This window comes from Halomonas sp. PAMB 3264, assembly GCF_031954245.1.
Classification (GTDB): Bacteria; Pseudomonadota; Gammaproteobacteria; order Pseudomonadales; family Halomonadaceae; genus Vreelandella.
This window is the reverse complement of record NZ_CP134866.1, coordinates 2510180-2528627: the sequence shown is the minus strand read 5'-3', so window position 1 is coordinate 2528627 and position 18448 is coordinate 2510180. Positions and strand designations below refer to the sequence as shown.

Annotated in this window: 16 protein-coding genes and 5 tRNA genes; 5 read left to right on the top strand and 16 right to left on the bottom strand. The window is 62.8% G+C overall.

From position 1 onward, the window contains the following. Nucleotides 1-51: 51 nt before the first annotated feature. Nucleotides 52-630, top strand: a complete 579-nt coding sequence (locus RN347_RS11430; protein WP_263586680.1) for an SCO family protein — start codon at nucleotides 52-54, stop codon at nucleotides 628-630. Between the two features lie 112 nt (nucleotides 631-742). Here RN347_RS11430 and RN347_RS11425 read toward each other — a convergent pair whose 3' ends face one another. From RN347_RS11425 to miaB, 6 genes are all read right to left on the bottom strand, one after another. Continuing rightward, complete coding sequence (locus RN347_RS11425) at nucleotides 743-1081, bottom strand: hypothetical protein (RefSeq protein WP_263586681.1); 339 nt, start codon at nucleotides 1079-1081, stop codon at nucleotides 743-745. 70 nt (nucleotides 1082-1151) lie between these two features. Next, nucleotides 1152-2624, bottom strand: coding sequence for an apolipoprotein N-acyltransferase (gene lnt, locus RN347_RS11420; RefSeq protein WP_263586682.1), 1473 nt, complete (start codon nucleotides 2622-2624; stop codon nucleotides 1152-1154). A 27-nt stretch (nucleotides 2625-2651) separates the two neighbouring features. Next, a complete protein-coding gene (locus tag RN347_RS11415) occupies nucleotides 2652-3545 on the bottom strand; it encodes an HlyC/CorC family transporter (protein WP_263586683.1) in 894 nt (297 codons plus the stop codon). Between the two features lie 68 nt (nucleotides 3546-3613). Next, nucleotides 3614-4075 (bottom strand): rRNA maturation RNase YbeY, encoded by a 462-nt coding sequence (gene ybeY / locus RN347_RS11410; protein ID WP_263586684.1) that lies wholly within the window; start codon nucleotides 4073-4075, stop codon nucleotides 3614-3616. Further along, nucleotides 4072-5157 carry a PhoH family protein gene (locus RN347_RS11405; RefSeq protein ID WP_263586685.1) on the bottom strand — a complete coding sequence of 362 codons (1086 nt, stop codon included), beginning with the start codon at nucleotides 5155-5157 and terminating at the stop codon, nucleotides 4072-4074. Before RN347_RS11405 ends, ybeY begins: the two co-directional genes overlap by 4 nt. 85 nt (nucleotides 5158-5242) lie before the next feature. After that, a complete protein-coding gene (miaB, locus tag RN347_RS11400; RefSeq protein WP_263586686.1) occupies nucleotides 5243-6604 on the bottom strand; it encodes a tRNA (N6-isopentenyl adenosine(37)-C2)-methylthiotransferase MiaB in 1362 nt (453 codons plus the stop codon). Nucleotides 6605-6790: 186 nt separating this feature from the next. On the opposite strand from miaB, the gene RN347_RS11395 reads away from it, so the two are divergent. From RN347_RS11395 to RN347_RS11385, 3 genes are all read left to right on the top strand, one after another. Next, nucleotides 6791-6866: transfer RNA gene (locus RN347_RS11395), tRNA-Asn, on the top strand. Between the two features lie 49 nt (nucleotides 6867-6915). After that, nucleotides 6916-6991 (top strand) — tRNA-Asn (locus tag RN347_RS11390). A 29-nt stretch (nucleotides 6992-7020) separates the two neighbouring features. Further along, a tRNA-Asn gene (locus RN347_RS11385) sits at nucleotides 7021-7096 on the top strand. A 220-nt stretch (nucleotides 7097-7316) separates the two neighbouring features. On the opposite strand, the gene RN347_RS11380 is transcribed toward RN347_RS11385, so the two are convergent. After that, complete coding sequence (locus RN347_RS11380; RefSeq protein WP_311958294.1) at nucleotides 7317-9401, bottom strand: carboxy terminal-processing peptidase; 2085 nt, start codon at nucleotides 9399-9401, stop codon at nucleotides 7317-7319. A 138-nt stretch (nucleotides 9402-9539) separates the two neighbouring features. Here RN347_RS11380 and RN347_RS11375 point away from each other — a divergent pair, with 138 nt between their 5' ends. Beyond that, nucleotides 9540-10862: a M18 family aminopeptidase gene (locus tag RN347_RS11375; protein WP_311958293.1), complete on the top strand. Its 1323-nt coding sequence runs from the start codon at nucleotides 9540-9542 to the stop codon at nucleotides 10860-10862. A 64-nt stretch (nucleotides 10863-10926) separates the two neighbouring features. Here RN347_RS11375 and RN347_RS11370 read toward each other — a convergent pair. The 9 genes from RN347_RS11370 to RN347_RS11330 form a co-directional block, all read right to left on the bottom strand. Further along, a tRNA-Met gene (locus RN347_RS11370) sits at nucleotides 10927-11003 on the bottom strand. Between the two features lie 106 nt (nucleotides 11004-11109). Further along, nucleotides 11110-12201 (bottom strand): redox-regulated ATPase YchF, encoded by a 1092-nt coding sequence (gene ychF / locus RN347_RS11365; RefSeq protein WP_311958292.1) that lies wholly within the window; start codon nucleotides 12199-12201, stop codon nucleotides 11110-11112. 59 nt (nucleotides 12202-12260) lie between these two features. Further along, nucleotides 12261-12842 carry an aminoacyl-tRNA hydrolase gene (pth, locus tag RN347_RS11360; protein ID WP_311958291.1) on the bottom strand — a complete coding sequence of 194 codons (582 nt, stop codon included), beginning with the start codon at nucleotides 12840-12842 and terminating at the stop codon, nucleotides 12261-12263. A 135-nt stretch (nucleotides 12843-12977) separates the two neighbouring features. Next, entirely contained in the window at nucleotides 12978-13610 is a 633-nt protein-coding gene (locus RN347_RS11355) for a 50S ribosomal protein L25/general stress protein Ctc (protein WP_263586691.1), read from the bottom strand. A 114-nt stretch (nucleotides 13611-13724) separates the two neighbouring features. Beyond that, on the bottom strand, nucleotides 13725-14666 hold the full coding sequence (locus RN347_RS11350; protein WP_252109137.1) for a ribose-phosphate pyrophosphokinase: 942 nt from the start codon (nucleotides 14664-14666) through the stop codon (nucleotides 13725-13727). Between the two features lie 59 nt (nucleotides 14667-14725). After that, nucleotides 14726-14800 (bottom strand) — tRNA-Gln (locus RN347_RS11345). Between the two features lie 30 nt (nucleotides 14801-14830). Further along, nucleotides 14831-15673: a 4-(cytidine 5'-diphospho)-2-C-methyl-D-erythritol kinase gene (ispE, locus tag RN347_RS11340; protein WP_311960850.1), complete on the bottom strand. Its 843-nt coding sequence runs from the start codon at nucleotides 15671-15673 to the stop codon at nucleotides 14831-14833. Nucleotides 15674-15697: 24 nt separating this feature from the next. Continuing rightward, entirely contained in the window at nucleotides 15698-16351 is a 654-nt protein-coding gene (lolB, locus tag RN347_RS11335; RefSeq protein WP_311958290.1) for a lipoprotein insertase outer membrane protein LolB, read from the bottom strand. A gap of 65 nt (nucleotides 16352-16416) precedes the next feature. Continuing rightward, on the bottom strand, nucleotides 16417-18195 hold the full coding sequence (locus tag RN347_RS11330; protein WP_311958289.1) for a tetratricopeptide repeat protein: 1779 nt from the start codon (nucleotides 18193-18195) through the stop codon (nucleotides 16417-16419). Between the last annotated feature and the right edge of the window lie 253 nt (nucleotides 18196-18448).

The following is an 18448-nucleotide window of genomic DNA, read 5'->3' as shown; positions in this document are numbered from 1 at the left end:
GCCGCCTGGAGGATCGCCGAGAACGTGACCATCGCAAGGAGAGTACCGAGTATGCAAAAAGTCGCGTGGCCGCTGCTGGCGGTCGCCTTGCTGGCCGGGTGTAGCGACGAAGAGTTTCGCACCACGGATATCGAAGAGATTATGCCGCCGCTTCAATTCTCGCTGACCAACGACGACGGCGAGCCCGCTCGCGCCGAGGAGTATCGGGGCAAGACGACGCTGGTGTATTTCGGTTACACCCAGTGCCCGGACGTCTGCCCGCTGACGCTGGCACGCTTCGCCTCGATATTCAATGAGCTCGATGACGACGAGCGCGACGACGTACAGATGCTGTTGATCTCCGTGGACCCGAACCGGGACACGCCGGAGGTGCTCAAGCGCTATACCGACGCCTTCGGGCCGGAATTCACCGGGCTGACCGGCGACAAGGAAGAGATCGACGCGCTGACCAACCGCTACCGTATCGCCTACAGCTTCGAGGAGCCCAACGAGCGCGGGGACTACATCGTCAACCACTCCAGCGCCGTGTTCGCCTTCAACGATGAAGGCCAGCCGCGCTTTCTGGTGCGCGACCCGCATTCGAATCAGGACGTGCTGGCCGACCTTCGCCGCGTGATCGACGAAGGCTAAGCGCTTATGCGCTCAACGCAAAAAAGCGCCTTGAAAAGGCGCTTTTTTTGGATACGACCATCATCGAACAGCAATCATTGAACAACCGTGATCGAGCAGTGACCGGTTTGCGTCAGCAGACCGACGAGAGCCCGCAGTTGGCGGTGTAGGCGCGGGAGTTCACGTCCAGAATCAGGCGATGGTTGGTGGTGTCGTAGAAAAACGAGGCGAGGCCCTTGTCGGACTCGGCGGTCTGGTAGAGCCCGCACACGCCGTAGCCGTACTGCACTTCCTGCAACTGGGTAAGCTCGACGCTTGCGGAGGTCGCAAGCTCGGCGGCGATCGCCTGGCGAATCTCGTCGTCCACCTTGTTGGCGGAGAGCGCCTGATTGCCAAAAATCACCGCCCCGATGACCGCCGTAAAGGCGAGCGGGGCGACGATCAGCAGTAGAAACGGGCGAGAAGTAGTCATGGCGTCATTATGCCAGCGCCCCAAAGCCGGTCAAGCGCCCCGGCTGCTCCATAATGCCGCACCCTGGTGCTTAAAGCAGCGTCGTGCGCGTGCGCCGGGTCACCACGCCTGACGCGCCCATCAGCGCGGCCAGAAGCCAGGCCGGCCAGCTGCCCAGGCGGGTGAAGGGCGTTTGCCCCGTCATGGCGTAGAACTCGCCGGTCAGCGCCGTGGCTTCGAACTGCGGCGCGCGGCTCACCAACTGGCCGTTGGCGTCGATGATCGCGGTAATGCCGTTGCTGGTGGCGCGCAGCACATAGCGGCCGTTTTCCAGCGCCCGCAGGCGCGCCATTTGCAGGTGCTGGTGCGGGCCGATCGAGGCGCCGAACCAGGTGTCGTTGGAAATCGTGACGATCACATCGCTCTCCAGCGCCCGGCTGGCCACCAGCTGTGGATAAATTATTTCATAGCAGATCGCGTTACCGATGCGCAGATCGCCGACCTGCATCGGCACCTGCACTGCATCGCCTTTGGTGAAGCTCGACATGGGGAGGTCGAAAAAGTCGATCGCCCCACGCAGAAGGCTCTCCAGCGGCAGGTACTCGCCAAAGGGCACCAGATGCGATTTCTGGTAGCTGCCGGTGACGTTGCCTACGCCGATCACGCTGTTGAAGTAGCGATTCTCTTCGTCCAGCTGAACGATGCCGGTCAGAAGCGACGTGTCCGGCGAGAGCGTGGCCTGGATGCGCTCGAGCACCGGCCGCGCCTGGTACTCGAACATCGGTACCGCGGTTTCCGGCCAGAGGATCAGCTCGGCATCGTCAGCGACCGAGCGGGTCAGCTCGCTGTAGATGTTGGCGGCGGCGCGCTGGCCTTCCGGCGTCCACTTGATCAGCTGGGAAAGATTGCCTTGTAACAGCGCCACACGCGTCGGCGTGGCGGCCGGCGTGGTCCACTGGCCCGGAAGCGCCAGCGGTATCAGCCAGATCGCCGCCAGCGGTAGCGCCATCCAGAAGCGCCGGCGCAGCACGCCGACCAGCAGCGTGGCGCTGAGCGCGACCAGCAGCGACAAGAGATAGACGCCGCCCAGCGGCGCCCAGCCGGCCAGGGGCGAGTCGACGTAGCCCGAGCCCAGCAGCAGCCAGGGAAAGCCGGTGAAGAGATAGGTGCGCAGCACCTCGCCCAGTACCCACAGGCCGGCGAAGCTCAAGAACGTCAGGCGGGTCGCGAAAAAGCGCCGAAACACCCAGAACGTCAGCGCGTAGAAAAGCGCCAGCACCGTCACGAACAGCGCGGTCAGAAATACCGCCAGCGGCACGCCGGTATAGCCGTAGTCGTGAATCGAGACGTAGACCCAGGAGGTACCGCTGGCAAACAGCGCCACCCCGTACGCCCAGCCCTTGAGCGCGGCCTGCGCCGGGGTGAGGCGCTCGAGGCCGAAAAACAGCAGCGCCACGGCGACAGGGCCGAGCCACCACAGCTCGAAGGGAGAGGCGGTCAGCGTAGTAAAGCCGCCGGCCACCAGCGCGGCCAGCAGTTGAAGCGCAAAAGGGGACGTCAACACGGTCGTGTCATCCTGTTAGCGGTGGCGTCAATCGGCGTCGTCGGTATCGGCCGAGCCGGACGCGTCACTGGTGTCAGGATGCGCTTCGAGCAGGCGAATCCGGCGGTTATCGGCGTTGAGCACGGTAAAGCGCCAGCCGCCGAAGCAGGTGTACTCGCCGCGCCCGGGCAAATGGCCGAACTGCTGCATGACCAGCCCACCGACGGTGTCGAACTCGTCGTCGGAAAAGTCGGTATCGAAGCGCTCGTTGAAGTCCTCGATCGGGGTGAGCGCGCGGATGGCGAAATGGCCGTTGTCGAGTCGGCGGATGGCGTCCTCTTCGTCGGTATCGTGCTCGTCTTCGATATCGCCAACGATCTGCTCGAGAATGTCCTCGATGGTGATGATGCCCGCGGTGCCGCCGTACTCGTCGACCACGATCGCCATGTGGTTATGAGTATCGCGAAACTCCTTGAGAAGGCTATTGAGCCGCTTGGACTCGGGAATGAACATCGCCGGGCGCAGCACGTCCTCCAACATGAAGGCGTCGCGGCGCTCCTGGGACTGGGAGAGCAGTGGCAGCAGATCCTTGACTAGCAGGATGCCCTTGATGTCATCGAGGTTCTCACCAATCACCGGGTAGCGCGAATGGCCGGTTTCCTGAATCAGTGGCAGGTAGCCGTCGCTGGCTTGATCGATGGCGATCGCCGAGACCTGGGAGCGGGGAATGAGAATTTCGCGCACCTGCTGGTCGCTGATTTCGAGCGCGCCTTCGATGATCATGATGGCGTCCTGGTCGAGCTTCAGCTTGCCGGCGGTGTGGCGCAGGAAGGTGAGGAGCTCGTCGCGGGAGCTGGGCTCATCGGAGTCACCGGTGAGGGCGCTAAAGAGTTTCTCGAGCCAGGATTTTTGATTGGACGTGCTCGATGGATCTTCGCTCATTGCGTCAGGTCTCTTGGTTACGAACGAGTGTGTCGGACAAATGTGGCGTCAAACGTCGAAAGTGAACGTTATACGCAGTAGGGGTCGGCGATATCAAGGCGGGCCAGAAGCTTTCGCTCCAGCGCCTCCATGACCTCGGCCTCGTCGTCGTCGATATGATCGTACCCCAGCAGGTGCAGCGTGCCGTGAATCACCATGTGGGCGTAGTGATCACTCGGCGATTTCTGCTGCTCGCCGGCCTCGCGGGCGACGACATCATGGCAGATCACCAGATCGCCCAATAGTGGAAGATCCACGCCCGGCGGGCTTTCGAAGGGAAAGGAGAGCACGTTGGTCGGCTTGTCCTTGCCGCGGTAGTCGCGGTTCAGCGCCTGGCTTTCATCGGGTTCGACGAAGCGGATGGTCAGCTCGTGGCGTGAATCCTCCGGGTGCTCGGAAAACACACAGCCCACCCAGTGGGTGAGCTGTGAAAGCGTTGGGAGATCGTCGGCGCTGACCGCCACCTGGCGGTCGATCACGATATCGGTCATCGCCCGCCGTCCCAGCGCGGGGCGCTGTCACGCGCGGCCATTCGGGCTTCGCGCTCCTGCTGGCGCGCTTCGCGCTGGGCGCGCTCTTCGGCTTCCTGCTGGGACTCGAAGGCGTCGTACGCTTCGATGATGCGCTGAACCAGGGGGTGTCGCACCACGTCCTTCGCGGCGAAGTGGGTCACGCCGATCCCCGGTGTGTCCTTCAAAACGTCGAGCACCTGAATGAGCCCCGAGCGCTGGCCCTTGGGCAGGTCGACTTGGGTCACATCCCCCGTGATCACCGCCGTCGAGCCAAAGCCGATCCGGGTCAGGAACATTTTCATCTGCTCCGGCGTGGTGTTCTGGCTCTCGTCGAGAATGATGTAGGCGTTGTTGAGCGTACGCCCGCGCATGTAGGCCAGCGGCGCAATTTCGATCACCTGACGCTCGATCAGCTTGGCGACCTGCTCGAAGCCGATCATCTCGTAAAGCGCGTCGTAGAGCGGCCGCAGGTACGGGTCGATCTTCTGGGCCAAATCGCCTGGCAGAAAGCCGAGCTTCTCACCGGCTTCGACCGCCGGGCGTACGAGTAGAATGCGGCGCACTTCCTGGCTGTTGAGCGCTTCGACCGCCGCGGCCACCGCCAGGTAGGTCTTGCCGGTACCCGCCGGGCCGATGCCGAAGTTGATGTCGTGCTCGCGGATGCTGGTGACGTAGCGCTGCTGGTTCAAGCCACGCGGTTTGATCATGGTGCGTGGCGTGCGCATGATCACGTCACCGCTGCCGTCCTCGCTCTCTTCCTCGTCTTCCAGCGCCTCGAGGCCCGACTCCTGCAGGAACAGGTGTACGGTGTCCGGGGAGAGTTCGCTGGCCGCGGTTTCGCGGTACAGGTGCTCCAGCACGTTCGAGGCCGCCTTGATACGGTTGGCCGGGCCCGCCAGCTGAAAGATGTTGCCGCGGTTTCTCAGCGTGACGTCCAGCCGGTCTTCGATCAGTTTCAGGTGCTCGTCGCGCTGACCGCAAAGGCTTGCTAGCCGCTGCGGATCGTTGGGTTCAAGGCTTAAAGTGATGATGCGGTTGGCCTGAGAGGATGGCTGGCTCAAAAGTTGTCGACCCGTTCGTTGATGTGTGTAACTCAGAGCTTAATGCCCAGGCGGGACCTGGGCAATTACCTGGGCTAAATCAGCCTCAATATCGCTCGGGAGAGGCGAGCTCGCCGCGCAGTGAGTTGGGCAGCGCTTCGGTAATCTCGACATCGACGAAGTAGCCGATCAGCTCTGCCGGGTTGGCGGCGCGAAAGTTCACCACGCGGTTGTTCTCGGTGCGCCCGGAGAGCTGGCCCGGGTCCTTCGGCGAGAAGCCGGTGACCAGAATGCGCTGGGTCGAGCCCACCATGCGTCGGCTGATCTGCCCGGCCTGCTGCAGAATGCGGTCCTGCAAAATCTTCAGGCGCTGCTTCTTGACGCTCTCCGGGGTGTCATCCTCGAGGCCGGACGCCGGGGTACCCGGGCGCGCCGAGTAGACGAAACTAAAGGAGTGGTCGAAGCCGATACGGTGGATCAGATCCATCGTGTCCTCGAAATCCTGCTCGGTTTCACCGGGAAAGCCGATGATGAAGTCCGACGAGAAGCTGATGTCCGGGCGGTTGGCGCGGATACGCTCCATCTTGGCGATATACTCGTCGCGGGTGTGGCCGCGCTTCATCGCCGACAGAATCGCATCAGACCCGGACTGTACCGGCAGGTGCAGGTGGCTCACGAGCTCCGGAATCTCGGCGTAAGCCTCGACCAGGCTCTCGGTGAACTCCACCGGGTGCGAGGTGGTGAAGCGCACGCGGTCGATACCTTCCACCGCCGCCACGCAGGCGATCAGCTCGGCCAGATCGATCTCTTCACCGAGCTGGTTGTCGCCACGGTAGGCGTTGACGTTCTGGCCCAGCAAATTGATCTCGCGCACGCCCTGGTCGGCCAGGTGAATGACCTCGTCCATCACCGCCTCAAAAGGCCGCGAGACCTCTTCGCCGCGGGTGTAGGGCACCACGCAGAAGGTGCAGTACTTCGAGCAGCCTTCCATGATCGACACGAACGCCGTCGCGCCGTCGGAGGTGGGCTTTGGCAGGTGGTCGAACTTCTCGATTTCCGGGAAGGTGACGTCCACCGCGGCGATCATGTTGCCGCCGGAAGCCGCCGCATCGCTGCGCGCATCCATCATCGCTGGAATGCGGTGCAGCGTTTGCGGGCCGAACACCATATCCACGTGGGGCGCGCGCTTTCTCAGCGCCTCGCCTTCCTGGCTCGCCACGCAGCCGCCAACCCCGATCACCAGATCCGGGTTGGCGTCCTTGAGCTTTTTCCAACGCCCCAGCTGATGAAACACCTTTTCCTGGGCCTTCTCGCGAATGGAGCAGGTATTGAGCAGGATTACATCGGCTTCTTTCTCGTTGTCGGTGAGTTCCATTTGATGGGACTCGCCCAGCAGGTCCGCCATACGAGAGGAGTCGTATTCGTTCATCTGGCAGCCGTGCGTTTTGATGAAGAGCTTCTTCGCCATCGGTACCTGTCGTCTATGAATCGTCTGGGACGAAAATGAATGAAATATCGGTCGGGCACAGGCGCGTGCCGGTGCGTTTAGAGTGGCAGTCATTATACGGATACAACAAACCAGCGGCTAGCGCTGTACAATCGATACTTGACCCAGGCGTTTCTATGAGTATACTACGCACCGTGTTTGAGCAGTTCCTCGATAGCTCAGTTGGTAGAGCAAATGACTGTTAATCATTGGGTCACAGGTTCGAGTCCTGTTCGAGGAGCCAACATCTGGCTCGCCTCAAACGCCTTAGCAAAAGCGGTAGCATAAGCAGTTCCTCGATAGCTCAGTTGGTAGAGCAAATGACTGTTAATCATTGGGTCACAGGTTCGAGTCCTGTTCGAGGAGCCAACCGCCGCTAAGCACCGATTTCAAGACGTTCCCCGATAGCTCAGTTGGTAGAGCAAATGACTGTTAATCATTGGGTCACAGGTTCGAGTCCTGTTCGGGGAGCCAATCTCGTCTTTTTTAACCGCACGCCGGTTCTGCAGTTCATCTTCGTTCGATTCAACTGACTCCTTTGCCTCTCTGGCAGTCATTACAGGCCTTTTCCAGCGCCTGATATTTGCGTGTCCTTAAAACGCTCTTATCCTTCTTCACGCTTCAGTACGCTCGTGCGGGCATGAAAAAAGCCGCACCCTCGAAAGGGCGCGGCTGATTCGAGTGGCTCCGGCGCTTAGCGCTGGGCCATGCGCTGGGCGTTTTTCATGTGGGTGTAGTCGAGCATGATCTCGGCGGCTTCGAGCACGTGGGCGCGGTCCACCGGCATCTCTTCATCCTCTTCCTCGGTTTCGTCGATCGGCTCGCCGCTGGCGTTGTCCATGCGGGCGTCTAGCCACTCGTCGAGCTCCGGTAGGTTCAGCGCCCGGCGGCGCTGGTTTTCCAGCGAGAGCTGCTCGGCTTCCTGGGCTTCCAATTCGCGCTGGCGCTGCTCGCGGTTCAGGCTCACGGTGGTGTGCTGTTCGCGAAGCTGGCGGGCGAGCGTCGACTGGCGCTCCAGATAGCGGAAGTTCGGGTTCTCGGCGGCGCGCTTTTGATGGCGCATGGTCAGCGCGGGAATGAAGTCCTCCGGGTTGCCGTAGCGGCGATACTGCACGTTTTGCACCGTATCCCAAGCCAGGGCGTTATCGAGACTGCTCTCGCCGATGCGCTCCGGGTCGATCAGGCTGGGGAACGTGATATCCGGTTCGACGCCGCGGTTTTGCGTGCTATCTCCCGAAATGCGGTAGAACTTGGCGCGGGTCAGCTTGATCTGGCCGTGGCTCAGTTCGTTGAGGGTTTGAACGGTGCCCTTGCCGAAGGTGTCGGCGCCGACCACCAGGCCGCGGCCGTAGTCCTGAATCGCGCCGGCAAAGATTTCCGAGGCGGAGGCCGAGAGGCGGTTGGTGAGCACGGTGAGCGGGCCGTCGTAGAGCGTACCGGCATCGGTGTCGCCGTAGAGCTGGATGCGCCCCTGGGCGTCGCGCACCTGCACGGTCGGACCGCGGTCGATGAACAGCCCAATCAGCGAGTTGGCTTCCTGCAGCGCGCCGCCGCCGTTGTTGCGCAGATCCAGCACGATGCCCTCGACGTTTTCCGCCTTGAGCGCTTCGATCTCCTTGGCAACGTCGCGCGTGGTGCTGCGATACTCCTCTTCGCCCGCCTGCCAGGCGTCGAAGTCGACGTAGAAGGTGGGCACGTCGATCACGCCGATCTTGTGCGGCTCACCGTCGCGCTCGACCTCGATCACTTCGCTCTGAGCGGCCTGATCTTCGAGGCTGACCGTGTCGCGGGTGATCTCGACGATGTGCGAGCGGGTCATGTCGACCGCCTGGGCGGGCACCACGTCCAGGCGCACCGTGGAGCCTTTTGGCCCGCGGATCAGATCGACCACGTTGTCCAGGCGCATGCCCACCACGTTGACCATTTCGCCCTCGTCCTGTCCCACGGCGACGATACGGTCGGCGGGTTCCAGCACGCCGGCGCGCTCGGCGGGACCGCCGGGCACCAGGCTTGCGACTTTCACGTACTCGCCGTCGGCCTGCAGCAGCGCGCCGATGCCCTCCAGTGACAGGCTCATCTGAATATCGAAGGATTCGCTCTGGCGCGGTGAGAGATAGCCGGTATGGGGGTCGATGGTGCTGGAGATCGCCGCCATCAAAATGCCGAACACGTCTTCGGATTCGGTCTGCTCCAGGCGCGTGAGCTGGCCTTCGTAGCGCTGGCGCAGATTATCTTCGATCTCCTCTTCGTCCTGGTCGGCCAGCGACAGGGTCAGCGCATCGTTTTCCAGACGCTTGCGCCACAGCTCGTCGAGCTCGCTTTCCTGGGTTGCCCAGGGCGCTTCTTCGCGGTCGACTTCCAGGCGCTCGTCGCTTTGGAACTCGAAGGAGAGGCCGTCGTCCAGGCGGGTCAAGAGCCATTCGAGGCGGTCGGTGTGGCGCTCGCTCAGGCGGTTGTAGAGCTCGAAGGCCTCATCAAGGTCACCTTCGAACAGCACCTGATCCATGTCCTCTTCCAGGTGGCGGTAGGGCTCGATGTCGCGACTGAGCAGATAGCTGCGCTGGTTGTCCAGAATATCCAGATAGCGCTGGAAGGCCTCCTGAGACCACTGCGCGTCGAAGTCGATATTGGCGTAGTGGCCGTAGCGCAGCGCATCCCCAATCTCCACTGCCGCTTGGCGCTGTTCGTCGGTCGGCGCGAGTTGCGCAAGCGCCGGGCTGGCGACGGCCAGCATCACGGCAACGGCGGCCGAGCGCGTAAGCGTTACAAACAAGCTCATCAGTCAGGCTCTCCCGGAATTTATAGTCACTCGTGTCCTCTGGACATTCAGTCAGCCCATGAGTTGCGCAGGCCAAGAGCATTGTAGCAGGTCATTTACTCTGTGATACTCACTGATTTTCTGATAGGGGGCATTGATTTGACCGCGCTCGACACTTCTTTTGATGCGCCGCGTTTGGCGCGGCTGTGCGATTTTCTGGCGGGCTCGCCCACGCCCTGGCACGCGACACGCTCGATGGCTCGTCGGCTCGAGGAAAACGGCTTCATTCGCCTTGACGAGCGCGCCGACTGGACGCTCGAGGCGGGCAAGCGCTACGTCGTGACCCGCAACGACTCCTCGATCATCGCTTTTCAACTGCCCGCCGGCGATAAAAACGGCCTCGAAAGCCTTCGCATGATCGGCGCGCACACCGACAGCCCCGGGCTCAGACTCAAGCCCGAGGCGACCCAGCGCTCGGCGGGCTGGCTACAGCTTGGCGTGCAGGTCTACGGCGGCGTACTGCTCGCGCCCTGGTTCGATCGTGATCTGGGCCTGGCCGGGCGGGTGCACCTTCGCCACGCCGACGGCCGACTCGAAAGCGTGCTGCTCAACGTGGCGGATCCCGTGGCCATGATCCCGAGCCTGGCGATCCATCTGGATCGTGACGTCAACGCCGGCCGAGCGATCAATCCGCAGACCCAGATGGCACCGGTACTGATGCAAAGCGGTGACGCTACGCTCGATTCGCTGTTGAAGGGCTGGCTTGAGCGTGAACACGGCCTCAAGGGCATCGAGATCGTCGATTTCGAGCTCGGCTTTTACGATCTGCAGCCGCCGTCGCTGGTCGGGGTGGGGCGTGAGCTGGTGGCCAGCGCCCGGCTGGATAACCTGCTGTCGTGCTTCATGGGGCTGGAGGCGCTTCTGGCGTGCGACGGTGAGCAGGGCGCGCTGCTCATCGCCAACGATCACGAGGAAGTGGGCAGCGCCAGCGCCTGCGGCGCTCAGGGGCCGTTTTTGGGCGACGTGCTCCGGCGCATCAATGCCCAGGTCGGGAAGGGGGGCGAGGAGGCGCTGATTCAGCTGATTCAGTCGTCCGTGATGATCTCCTGCGATAACGCCCACGCGCTGCACCCCAACTTTCGCGACAAGCACGATGAGCGCCACGGCCCGGCCATCAATGGCGGCCCGGTGATCAAGGTCAACGCCAGCCAGCGCTACGCGACCAACAGCGTCACCGGGGCGCTGTTTCGTGACGTGTGCCGCGAGGCGGGCGTGCCGGTGCAGTCGTTTGTCACCCGCGCCGACATGGGCTGCGGCAGCACCATCGGCCCCATCACGGCCACCGAAATCGGCGTGCCGACCATCGATGTGGGTGTGCCGCAGTGGGCGATGCACTCGATTCGTGAAACCGCCGGTACCCGGGATGTCGAACACCTGACCCGCGCGCTGGTCGCCTTCCTCAATCGCCCAGCGCTTTATTGAGGCGCACACTTTTCACGGGCGCACAAAAAACCCGCTAACCGAAGTTAGCGGGTTTTTTTGAAGCTGGTGGCTACACCCTGATTTGAACAGGGGACCCCATCATTATGAGTGATGTGCTCTAACCAGCTGAGCTATGTAGCCGTTCAACGGGGGCGAATATTACAAAGCGTGCCGCCGCTCGTCAAGTACTTCCTTGTTCGGCGGCGGGTTTATCCGCCGCCGAGTGCGTCAGGCGTTCAATCAAGCGCTAGACGTTGAAGCGGAAATGGATCACGTCGCCATCCTTGACGATGTACTCCTTGCCTTCCAGGCGCCACTTGCCCGCATCCTTGGCGCCCTGTTCGCCGCCGAGTGCGACGAAATCGTCATAGGCGATGACTTCGGCGCGGATGAAGCCTTTCTGGAAGTCGGTGTGGATGACACCGGCGCCTTCCGGGGCGGTGGCGCCCTGTTTCACGGTCCAGGCGCGCACTTCCTTCACCCCGGCAGTGAAGTAGGTTTGCAGGCCCAAAAGGGCGTAGCCGGCGCGAATGACGCGGTCGAGCCCCGGCTCCTCCATGCCCATCTCTTCGAGGAATACGCTGCGCTCTTCGTCGTCGAGCTCGGCGATTTCGGCTTCGAGTTGGTTGCACACCGGTACCACCACCGCGCCTTCCTCTTCGGCAATTTGACGGACGATATCGAGATACGGATTGTTCTCGAAGCCGTCCTCGTTGACGTTGGCGATGTACATCGTCGGCTTCAGGGTCAAAAAGCCGAAGCTCTTCACCTGCTGCTTTTCGTCATCGCTTAGCCCGAAGCTTCGAAGCGGCATGCCCTCGGCCAGGTGCGGCTGGATCCTGTCCAGAATCGTCTTGGTCGCCACCGCATCCTTGTCGCCGCCCTTTACCGAGCGTACCAGCCGCTGACTGGCCTTTTCGACGGTGTCGAGGTCGGCGAGCGCCAGCTCCAAGTTGATGGTCTCGATGTCCGCACGAGGGTCGACCTGGTTGGCTACGTGAATCACGTTGTCGTTATCGAAGCAGCGCACCACGTGGGCAATCGCCTGGGTTTCGCGAATGTTGGCCAAAAACTTGTTACCGAGGCCCTCGCCCTTGGAGGCGCCGGCCACCAGGCCCGCGATATCCACGAACTCCATGGTCGTGGGCAGCACCTTTTGGGGCTTGACGATCTCGGCGAGCTTGTCGAGGCGCGGATCCGGCATCGGCACGATCCCGACGTTGGGCTCGATGGTGCAAAACGGAAAGTTTTCCGCATCGATGCCGGATTTGGTTAGCGCGTTGAAGAGCGTGGATTTGCCTACGTTGGGTAGGCCAACGATACCGCAGTTAAAACCCATGGGAATGTCCTGACCGGGGCGCGCTTGATAGAAAGCCGCCTTGAAATGGAAACGTTTGGCTATTTTACGCTATGGAGCTGGTTCATGGCTTTCGCCCAGTCGCCTTTGAGCGCCAGGGGGAGGGTGGTCTCGCACGCCAGAATGGCATGGTCGATCGCTTCCTGCTCGCTTTTGCCCGGGCGATTTAATACGTAGTGAACCACCTGGCGTGCCTCGCCCGGATGGCCGATACCGATGCGCAGCCGGTGGAAGGCGTTCTGGTTGCCCAGGGCGCTAATGATGTCGCGCAGGCCGTTATGGCCGCCGTGGCCGCCGCCGGTCTTGAAGCGCGCCTGGCCCGGCGGCAGGTCGAGCTCGTCGTGCACGACCAGCAGGTTGTCCGGGGCGAGCTTGAAAAACTGGCAAAGCGCGGCCACTGAGGCGCCGCTTCGATTCATGAAGGTGGTGGGGTTCAACAGGTGAAGTTCATGACCGTCGAGCTGCGCCTTGGCATAGCGCCCGAGGAACTTCTTTTCCGGGCGAAGCTCGGTATGGGCACGTCGCGCCAGCGCGTCCACCAGCCAGAACCCGGCGTTGTGGCGCGTCGCGTCGTACTCGGGGCCGGGATTGCCCAGCCCAATGATCGCCGTTACCTGGCTCATGTTCCCACCTCCAACGTTCAAAAGTGTCTCGGCCGCTGGCCCGACAAAAAAAATCAAGCGCCGAAGCGCTTGATTTTAGCATTCATGGGCCATGCGGGCATGGCCCAATCTGCACGGGGGTAAAGAGGACTGCGCTTACTCGGCGCTGCCTTCTTCGCCTTCCCCTTCTTCCTCGTCTTCAACACGATCCTTGATCGCGGTGATGTTGAGGATGGCGTGGTCGTGCTCTTCGCCGTGGGCAAGATCCACGGAAGAAACGCCGGCCGGCAGGGTCAGGTCGGACAGGTGCAGGGTGGTACCCAGCTCGACGCTCGAAATGTCGACTTCCAGGTAGTCCGGCAGGTCTTTCGGCAAGCAGCTGATCGCCACTTCGTTGTTCAGCACGTGCAGCTCGCCGCCCTGGTCCTTGATGCCGACACACTTCGCTTCGCCCACGACGTGCAGCGGCACGTTCATGGTGATTTCGTGGGTGGCGTCAACGCGCATGAAGTCGGCGTGAGTCAGCAGCGGCTTGTAGGGGTGACGCTGCAGATCACGAACGACGACCTGCTCCTGCTTGCCTTCGACGTCCAGCGTGATGACCGAGGAGAAGAAGGACTCGTCTTCGATCGCCTTGTAGAACGCGGTCTTTTCGACGGCGATGGAGACAGGCGCTGTTTCGCCACCGTAGATCACGGCGGGAACTTGCTGGTTCGCACGACGCAGGCGGCGGCTCGCACCTTTCCCCAGGTCGTTACGAACGTCGGCTTTCAAAGTAAAATCGGACATGTTGGTGCCTCTTGGTTTAAGTAAGAAAACCCCGCCGACCGCGACCAGTCGACGACGCTTTCAGGGCCCCGAAGGGGCTATAACGTCAGGCGGTGTCCACGCTCGCGTGAGCGGTTAGTGGAACATCGCGCTGACGGATTCTTCGTTGCTGACCCGGCGGATCGCTTCCGCAATCAGGCCGGCAACGCTCAACTGGCGAATTTTACCGCTGCGACGCGCATGGTCGGCGAGCGGAATAGTGTCGGCCACGACCACTTCATCCAGTACGGAGCTTGTGATGTTGTCGATGGCGGGGCCAGACAAGATCGGGTGTGTAGCATAGGCCACCACGCGCGCGGCGCCGTGGTCCTTGAGTGCTTCGCCGGCCTTGCAGAGCGTGCCGGCGGTGTCGATCATGTCGTCGACCACCACGCACGTGCGGCCTTCGATCTCGCCGATGATGTGCATCACCTGGGCCTGGTTGGCCTGGGGGCGACGCTTGTCGATGATGGCGAGATCGGCGTTGAGCTGCTTGGCGATGGCGCGCGCGCGCACCACGCCGCCGACATCCGGCGAGACCACGACCAGATCGTCGTAGTTCTGGCGCTCGATGTCGTCGAGCAGGATCGGCGAGCCGTAGACGTTGTCCACCGGCACGTCGAAAAAGCCCTGAATCTGGTCGGCGTGCAAATCCATGGTCATCACGCGGTCAACGCCGGCCTTGACCATCATGTCGGCCACGACCTTGGCGGAGATGGGCACGCGGGCAGAGCGCACGCGACGATCCTGGCGCGCGTAGCCGAAGTAGGGCAGCACCGCGGTGATGCGGGTCGCCGAGGCGCGACGCAGGGCGTCAACCATCAGGATCAGCTCCATCAGGTTGTCATTGGTCGGGGCACAGGTGGACTGGAGAATGAAGACATCCTTGCCACGCACGTTCTCATTGATCTCGACTGCGATCTCGCCGTCGCTGAACTGGCCCACCGTGGCGTTGCCCATCCGGCTGTCCAGGCTCTCAGCCACTTTACGAGCGAGTTCGGGATTGGCGTTCCCGGTGAAAACCATCAATTTTGACACGTGCAGCCACCTTTGCAGCGTTGGGGATCAGGGGAGAAAACGTTGGATCATGGGCAGGTTGGCTGGGGTACCAGGATTCGAACCTGGGAATGCCGATACCAAAAACCGGTGCCTTACCACTTGGCGATACCCCAGCAATAACCCAATGTGATGACCGGGCGCTTTCAGCGTCCCAGCGCATCGTGTAGAGGAGAGGTGTTGAGCCCGCGCGTCACCCAGGCCTGATAGCGTTGGCCCGCCTGTTCAGCGACGGCGTTTGCATCGCGTTGGGTTTCAAACGCGGCAAACAGACACGCGCCGGTGCCGGTTACGCGGCCGGGTGCGAACTGCTCGAGCCACTCGAGCGCACAAGCGATCGGCGGATAGCGTTTTTTGACCGTTGCTTCACAGTCGTTACGCCACGTGGCCGCTCCCCCCTGCAGTGCGCGCGCCATAGTAATGGGGCGGCTTGCGCGTGTCAATTCCGGGTCCTGGAAGATGGCCGGGGTCGACACGCTCACCCCCGGGTGGATCACCACGAACCAGGGCGTGTCGAGGGTGACCGGGGTAAGCACCTCACCCACGCCCTCGGCCCAGGCGCTATGGCCATGAACGAACACCGGCACATCGGCGCCCAGCGAGAGCCCGATGTCCGCCAGTGCCGTCAGCGAGAGCTCGAGCTTCCATAGCCGGTTGAGCCCGACCAGTACAGTGGCGGCGTTGGAGCTGCCGCCGCCCAGGCCTCCGCCCAGGGGCAGGCGCTTGTCGATGCCAAGGCTTACGCCCTGGTTCGCGTCACGGCGGTAGGGCAGCAGGGTGCGCGCGGCGCGCACCATCAGGTTGTCATCGAAGTTCACGCCATCGACGTCGTTTTCGAGCGCGATCACTCCATCGTCTCGCGGCGAGAGCGTGATCGTGTCCTGCAGGTCGATGAACTGAAAAAGCGTCTGCAGCGTATGGTAGCCATCCTCACGGCGGCCGGTCACGTGCAGCATGCGGTTGAGCTTCGCCGGTGCCGGAAGCTTCATGGTAGACGTCGTGCCTGTCACCGCTTACTCCTGGTCGTCGCGCGGGCGCCACTGGTTCACCACCAGAGTGATGCGCACCTCGTCATAGTTCATGACCAGACGCCGCGGCAGCCACATCTCTTCGACCTCTTCCCAGTCGCGGTAGTCGATCTCCCAGCCGTCCTGCTCCAGATGACGCGGAAAGCCGAGCTCGTCGGTTTCGAGCTGATAATCGGAGTCATCGCCTGGAAGGCCCCGTACCCAGTCGGGCATGGCGCGTACCGGCAGCGACCAGCCAAGCTGCTCCTCCATCAGCGCCTCCGGCGTTTCGGCTTCGAAACGGCCTTCACCGGTGGTCAGCGAGAAGCGGCCCTCGCGGCCTTCCAGCACGCTGCGCCCGCCGCCGAAGGGGCCGCTGATCAGCATGCGAAAGTAAAACGGCGTCTGGTTCCAGTCCAGGTTGGCGCTGGTGTTCTCGTCCGGGGTTCTAAGCCCGGCCTTGCCGATCAGCGTCCAGCTATCGAACGCTTCGACCTCGGCCTGCTGGCGCTCCCACTGGCCCTCTTGTCGGCCGCTGTCGTCCATCGGGGCCTGGGTGGCGCACCCGGCCAGCGCCAATAGTGCGGCGCCGGTCAGAAAGGCTTTTGCCGGGCGGGCCCAAGCGCTGAAAGGCGAGGCGTTCGAGTAAGCGGTCAACATGGTGAAGCTCCGTATCGGTGATGCATTCTGATTCATTCAGAATAAAAAGGGTTAAAGAGGGTGTCTCAAGGCGTGCCAAGCGCCGGGCGGCGGCGCAAGAGCTCGTCGAGCGCCGGGGTATCGCCACGCCCGGTTTGGAAGCGGCGAACGATGGCGCGTGCCTCATCAACGCGGCCCAGCGCATCGAGGACCTCGGCCAGGTGCGCGGCGACCTCCTGGTCCGGCATCTGGGCAAACGCGGTTTCGAGCCAGGAGAGCGCCTCGTCGGGCTCGCCCTGTTTGAACAGCACCCAGCCCATGCTATCCAGCACCGCCGGGTTGTCCGGCTCGAGCTCATAAGCGCGCTCGATGAGCGCTCGGGCCTCCTCAAGCCGTTCGCCGGAATCCGTGTCTGCCAGCGTGTAACCCAGCGCGTTGAGCGCGTTGGCGTTGTCCGGCTCGCTGCGAATGATGTAGCGCAGATCGCGCTCCATGGCCGCAAGGTCACCGCGCTCGAAGGCGCGCATGGCCCGCAGGTAGCGAAGGCCGGTATCGGCGGGGGTGCGGGCGAGCTCGCGGTCGAGCAGGGCGTCGGCCTCGCTTGCGAGATTTTGGCCGTCGAGCAGCTGTACTTCCAGCAGCACCAGATCGCTGAAGTAGGCGTCATAGCGCATCCGCTCGATGCGTAAAAAGGCGCGCGCATCCAACAGCCGATCCTCCTCGATCAGCATCTGCGCGGCGGCGGCCCGGGCGGGCAGGAACTCGCTGCCCTCGCGCACCTGACGGTAGTAGATCAGGGCGTTATCGATGTCGCCTTCGGATTGAGCGATCGCGCCCAGAAGAAAGTAGGCCAGATCCGGAATGTTCTCTTCGCCGATCATCGGCTGCAGCAATCGGTAGGCGGGGTCCGGGTGGCCCTCTTCCAGATAGAGCTGGGCCAGCGCCACGCGCAAATCCGGCCCGCCGCCGTGGCGCTCGAGCAGCGCGTCGGTCTGCTCCTGCGCCTGGGTGAGGTTATTGAGGCGAATGTTGGCCTGGGCGAGCATGAGTACGAAGCGCACGTCGTCGGGGGCAAGCTCGAGCCCGCGGCGCGCGGCGCGGCGCGCGCCCTGATGATCGCCGGTTTCCAGCGCCAGTCGGGCGCGGGCGAGCCACAGCGACTCAAGATCCGGGGCCTGGCTTGCGACCTCGTCCAGACGCGCCTGGGCCTGGGCGGTGTTGCCAAGCGCGGCTTCGATCAGCGCGGTGCCCAACAGCACATCAACCTGGCCCTCCTGCTCGTCACCCAGCGGCGCGATCCCAGCGCTTTCGTCGAGAAAATCGCGCAGCGGGCGGATCAACAGTCCAAGCGGGGCGTTTTCCGCGACCGCCAGTTCGGCGAACGCGGCGATCTCGCCGTTGCCGCCGGCGGAAACGATCGCCAGGCGCTGCTCGAGGCTGTCGAGCCAATCGCCGCGCGAGAGCGAAAGCGTGGCCAGAAACTGATTGGGCCCTTGGGCGGTGGGTGCAAGCTCGCGCCAGCGCAGCGCCGAGGTTTCCATGAGCGCGGTGTCGTTGCCAAAACGGGCGGCGAAGGTGGCGCGCTCGGCAAGGGCTGCCACCGGGTAGCGGCGTGAAGCGGCCAGATACCCCTGGCTTGCGCGGCTAAAATCGCCGCGCTGGCCGGCCATTTCCGCGGTCAACAGCGTGCGCAGCCCCTCGGCGTCGAGCCCGCGCGTGATCGGCGGCGCCGAGGCCATGGGGTCATCGATGAAAGCGGGTAGCCCGCCCACCGAGCTCGAAGGCGTCGCCTGACAGCCGCTTAACAACAGCGTGACCGCCAAAGGCCAGCGGGGTAACCCCGTTAATGTCGCGCGAAAGGGCATGCGTATCTCAATCAGGTGGCCGAATTGTCAGCATAGCGGCTTGCGGGGCTGCGGCAAAGTGGTGGCGCCAGAACCGGGTGGTTTGTGGTAGAATGCTACACCTTGAAAACGATTCGTGTCAGCGCAATTTCGACCACCGCAGCCGTCTCATTGGCGGTTTCGCCACTGTCGAGCGTTTGACGCTCAAAGGACTCGCCCGCTCAAGAGTCGAGCCGCCGTTTATCCACGACCGATCCACTAGCGAAGACGCATA

Bases quoted from the DNA above. Each gene is read 5' to 3' on its own strand.
- RN347_RS11430 (WP_263586680.1), top strand. From the start codon at position 52: ATGCAAAAAGTCGCGTGGCCGCTGCTGGCGGTCGCCTTGCTGGCCGGG.
- RN347_RS11425 (WP_263586681.1), bottom strand. From the start codon at position 1,081: ATGACTACTTCTCGCCCGTTTCTACTGCTGATCGTCGCCCCGCTCGCC.
- RN347_RS11415 (WP_263586683.1), bottom strand. From the start codon at position 3,545: ATGAGCGAAGATCCATCGAGCACGTCCAATCAAAAATCCTGGCTCGAG.
- ybeY (WP_263586684.1), bottom strand. From the start codon at position 4,075: ATGACCGATATCGTGATCGACCGCCAGGTGGCGGTCAGCGCCGACGAT.
- miaB (WP_263586686.1), bottom strand. From the start codon at position 6,604: ATGGCGAAGAAGCTCTTCATCAAAACGCACGGCTGCCAGATGAACGAA.
- RN347_RS11380 (WP_311958294.1), bottom strand. From the start codon at position 9,401: ATGAGCTTGTTTGTAACGCTTACGCGCTCGGCCGCCGTTGCCGTGATG.
- ychF (WP_311958292.1), bottom strand. From the start codon at position 12,201: ATGGGTTTTAACTGCGGTATCGTTGGCCTACCCAACGTAGGCAAATCC.
- pth (WP_311958291.1), bottom strand. From the start codon at position 12,842: ATGAGCCAGGTAACGGCGATCATTGGGCTGGGCAATCCCGGCCCCGAG.
- RN347_RS11355 (WP_263586691.1), bottom strand. From the start codon at position 13,610: ATGTCCGATTTTACTTTGAAAGCCGACGTTCGTAACGACCTGGGGAAA.
- ispE (WP_311960850.1), bottom strand. From the start codon at position 15,673: ATGAAGCTTCCGGCACCGGCGAAGCTCAACCGCATGCTGCACGTGACC.
- lolB (WP_311958290.1), bottom strand. From the start codon at position 16,351: ATGTTGACCGCTTACTCGAACGCCTCGCCTTTCAGCGCTTGGGCCCGC.
- RN347_RS11330 (WP_311958289.1), bottom strand. From the start codon at position 18,195: ATGCCCTTTCGCGCGACATTAACGGGGTTACCCCGCTGGCCTTTGGCG.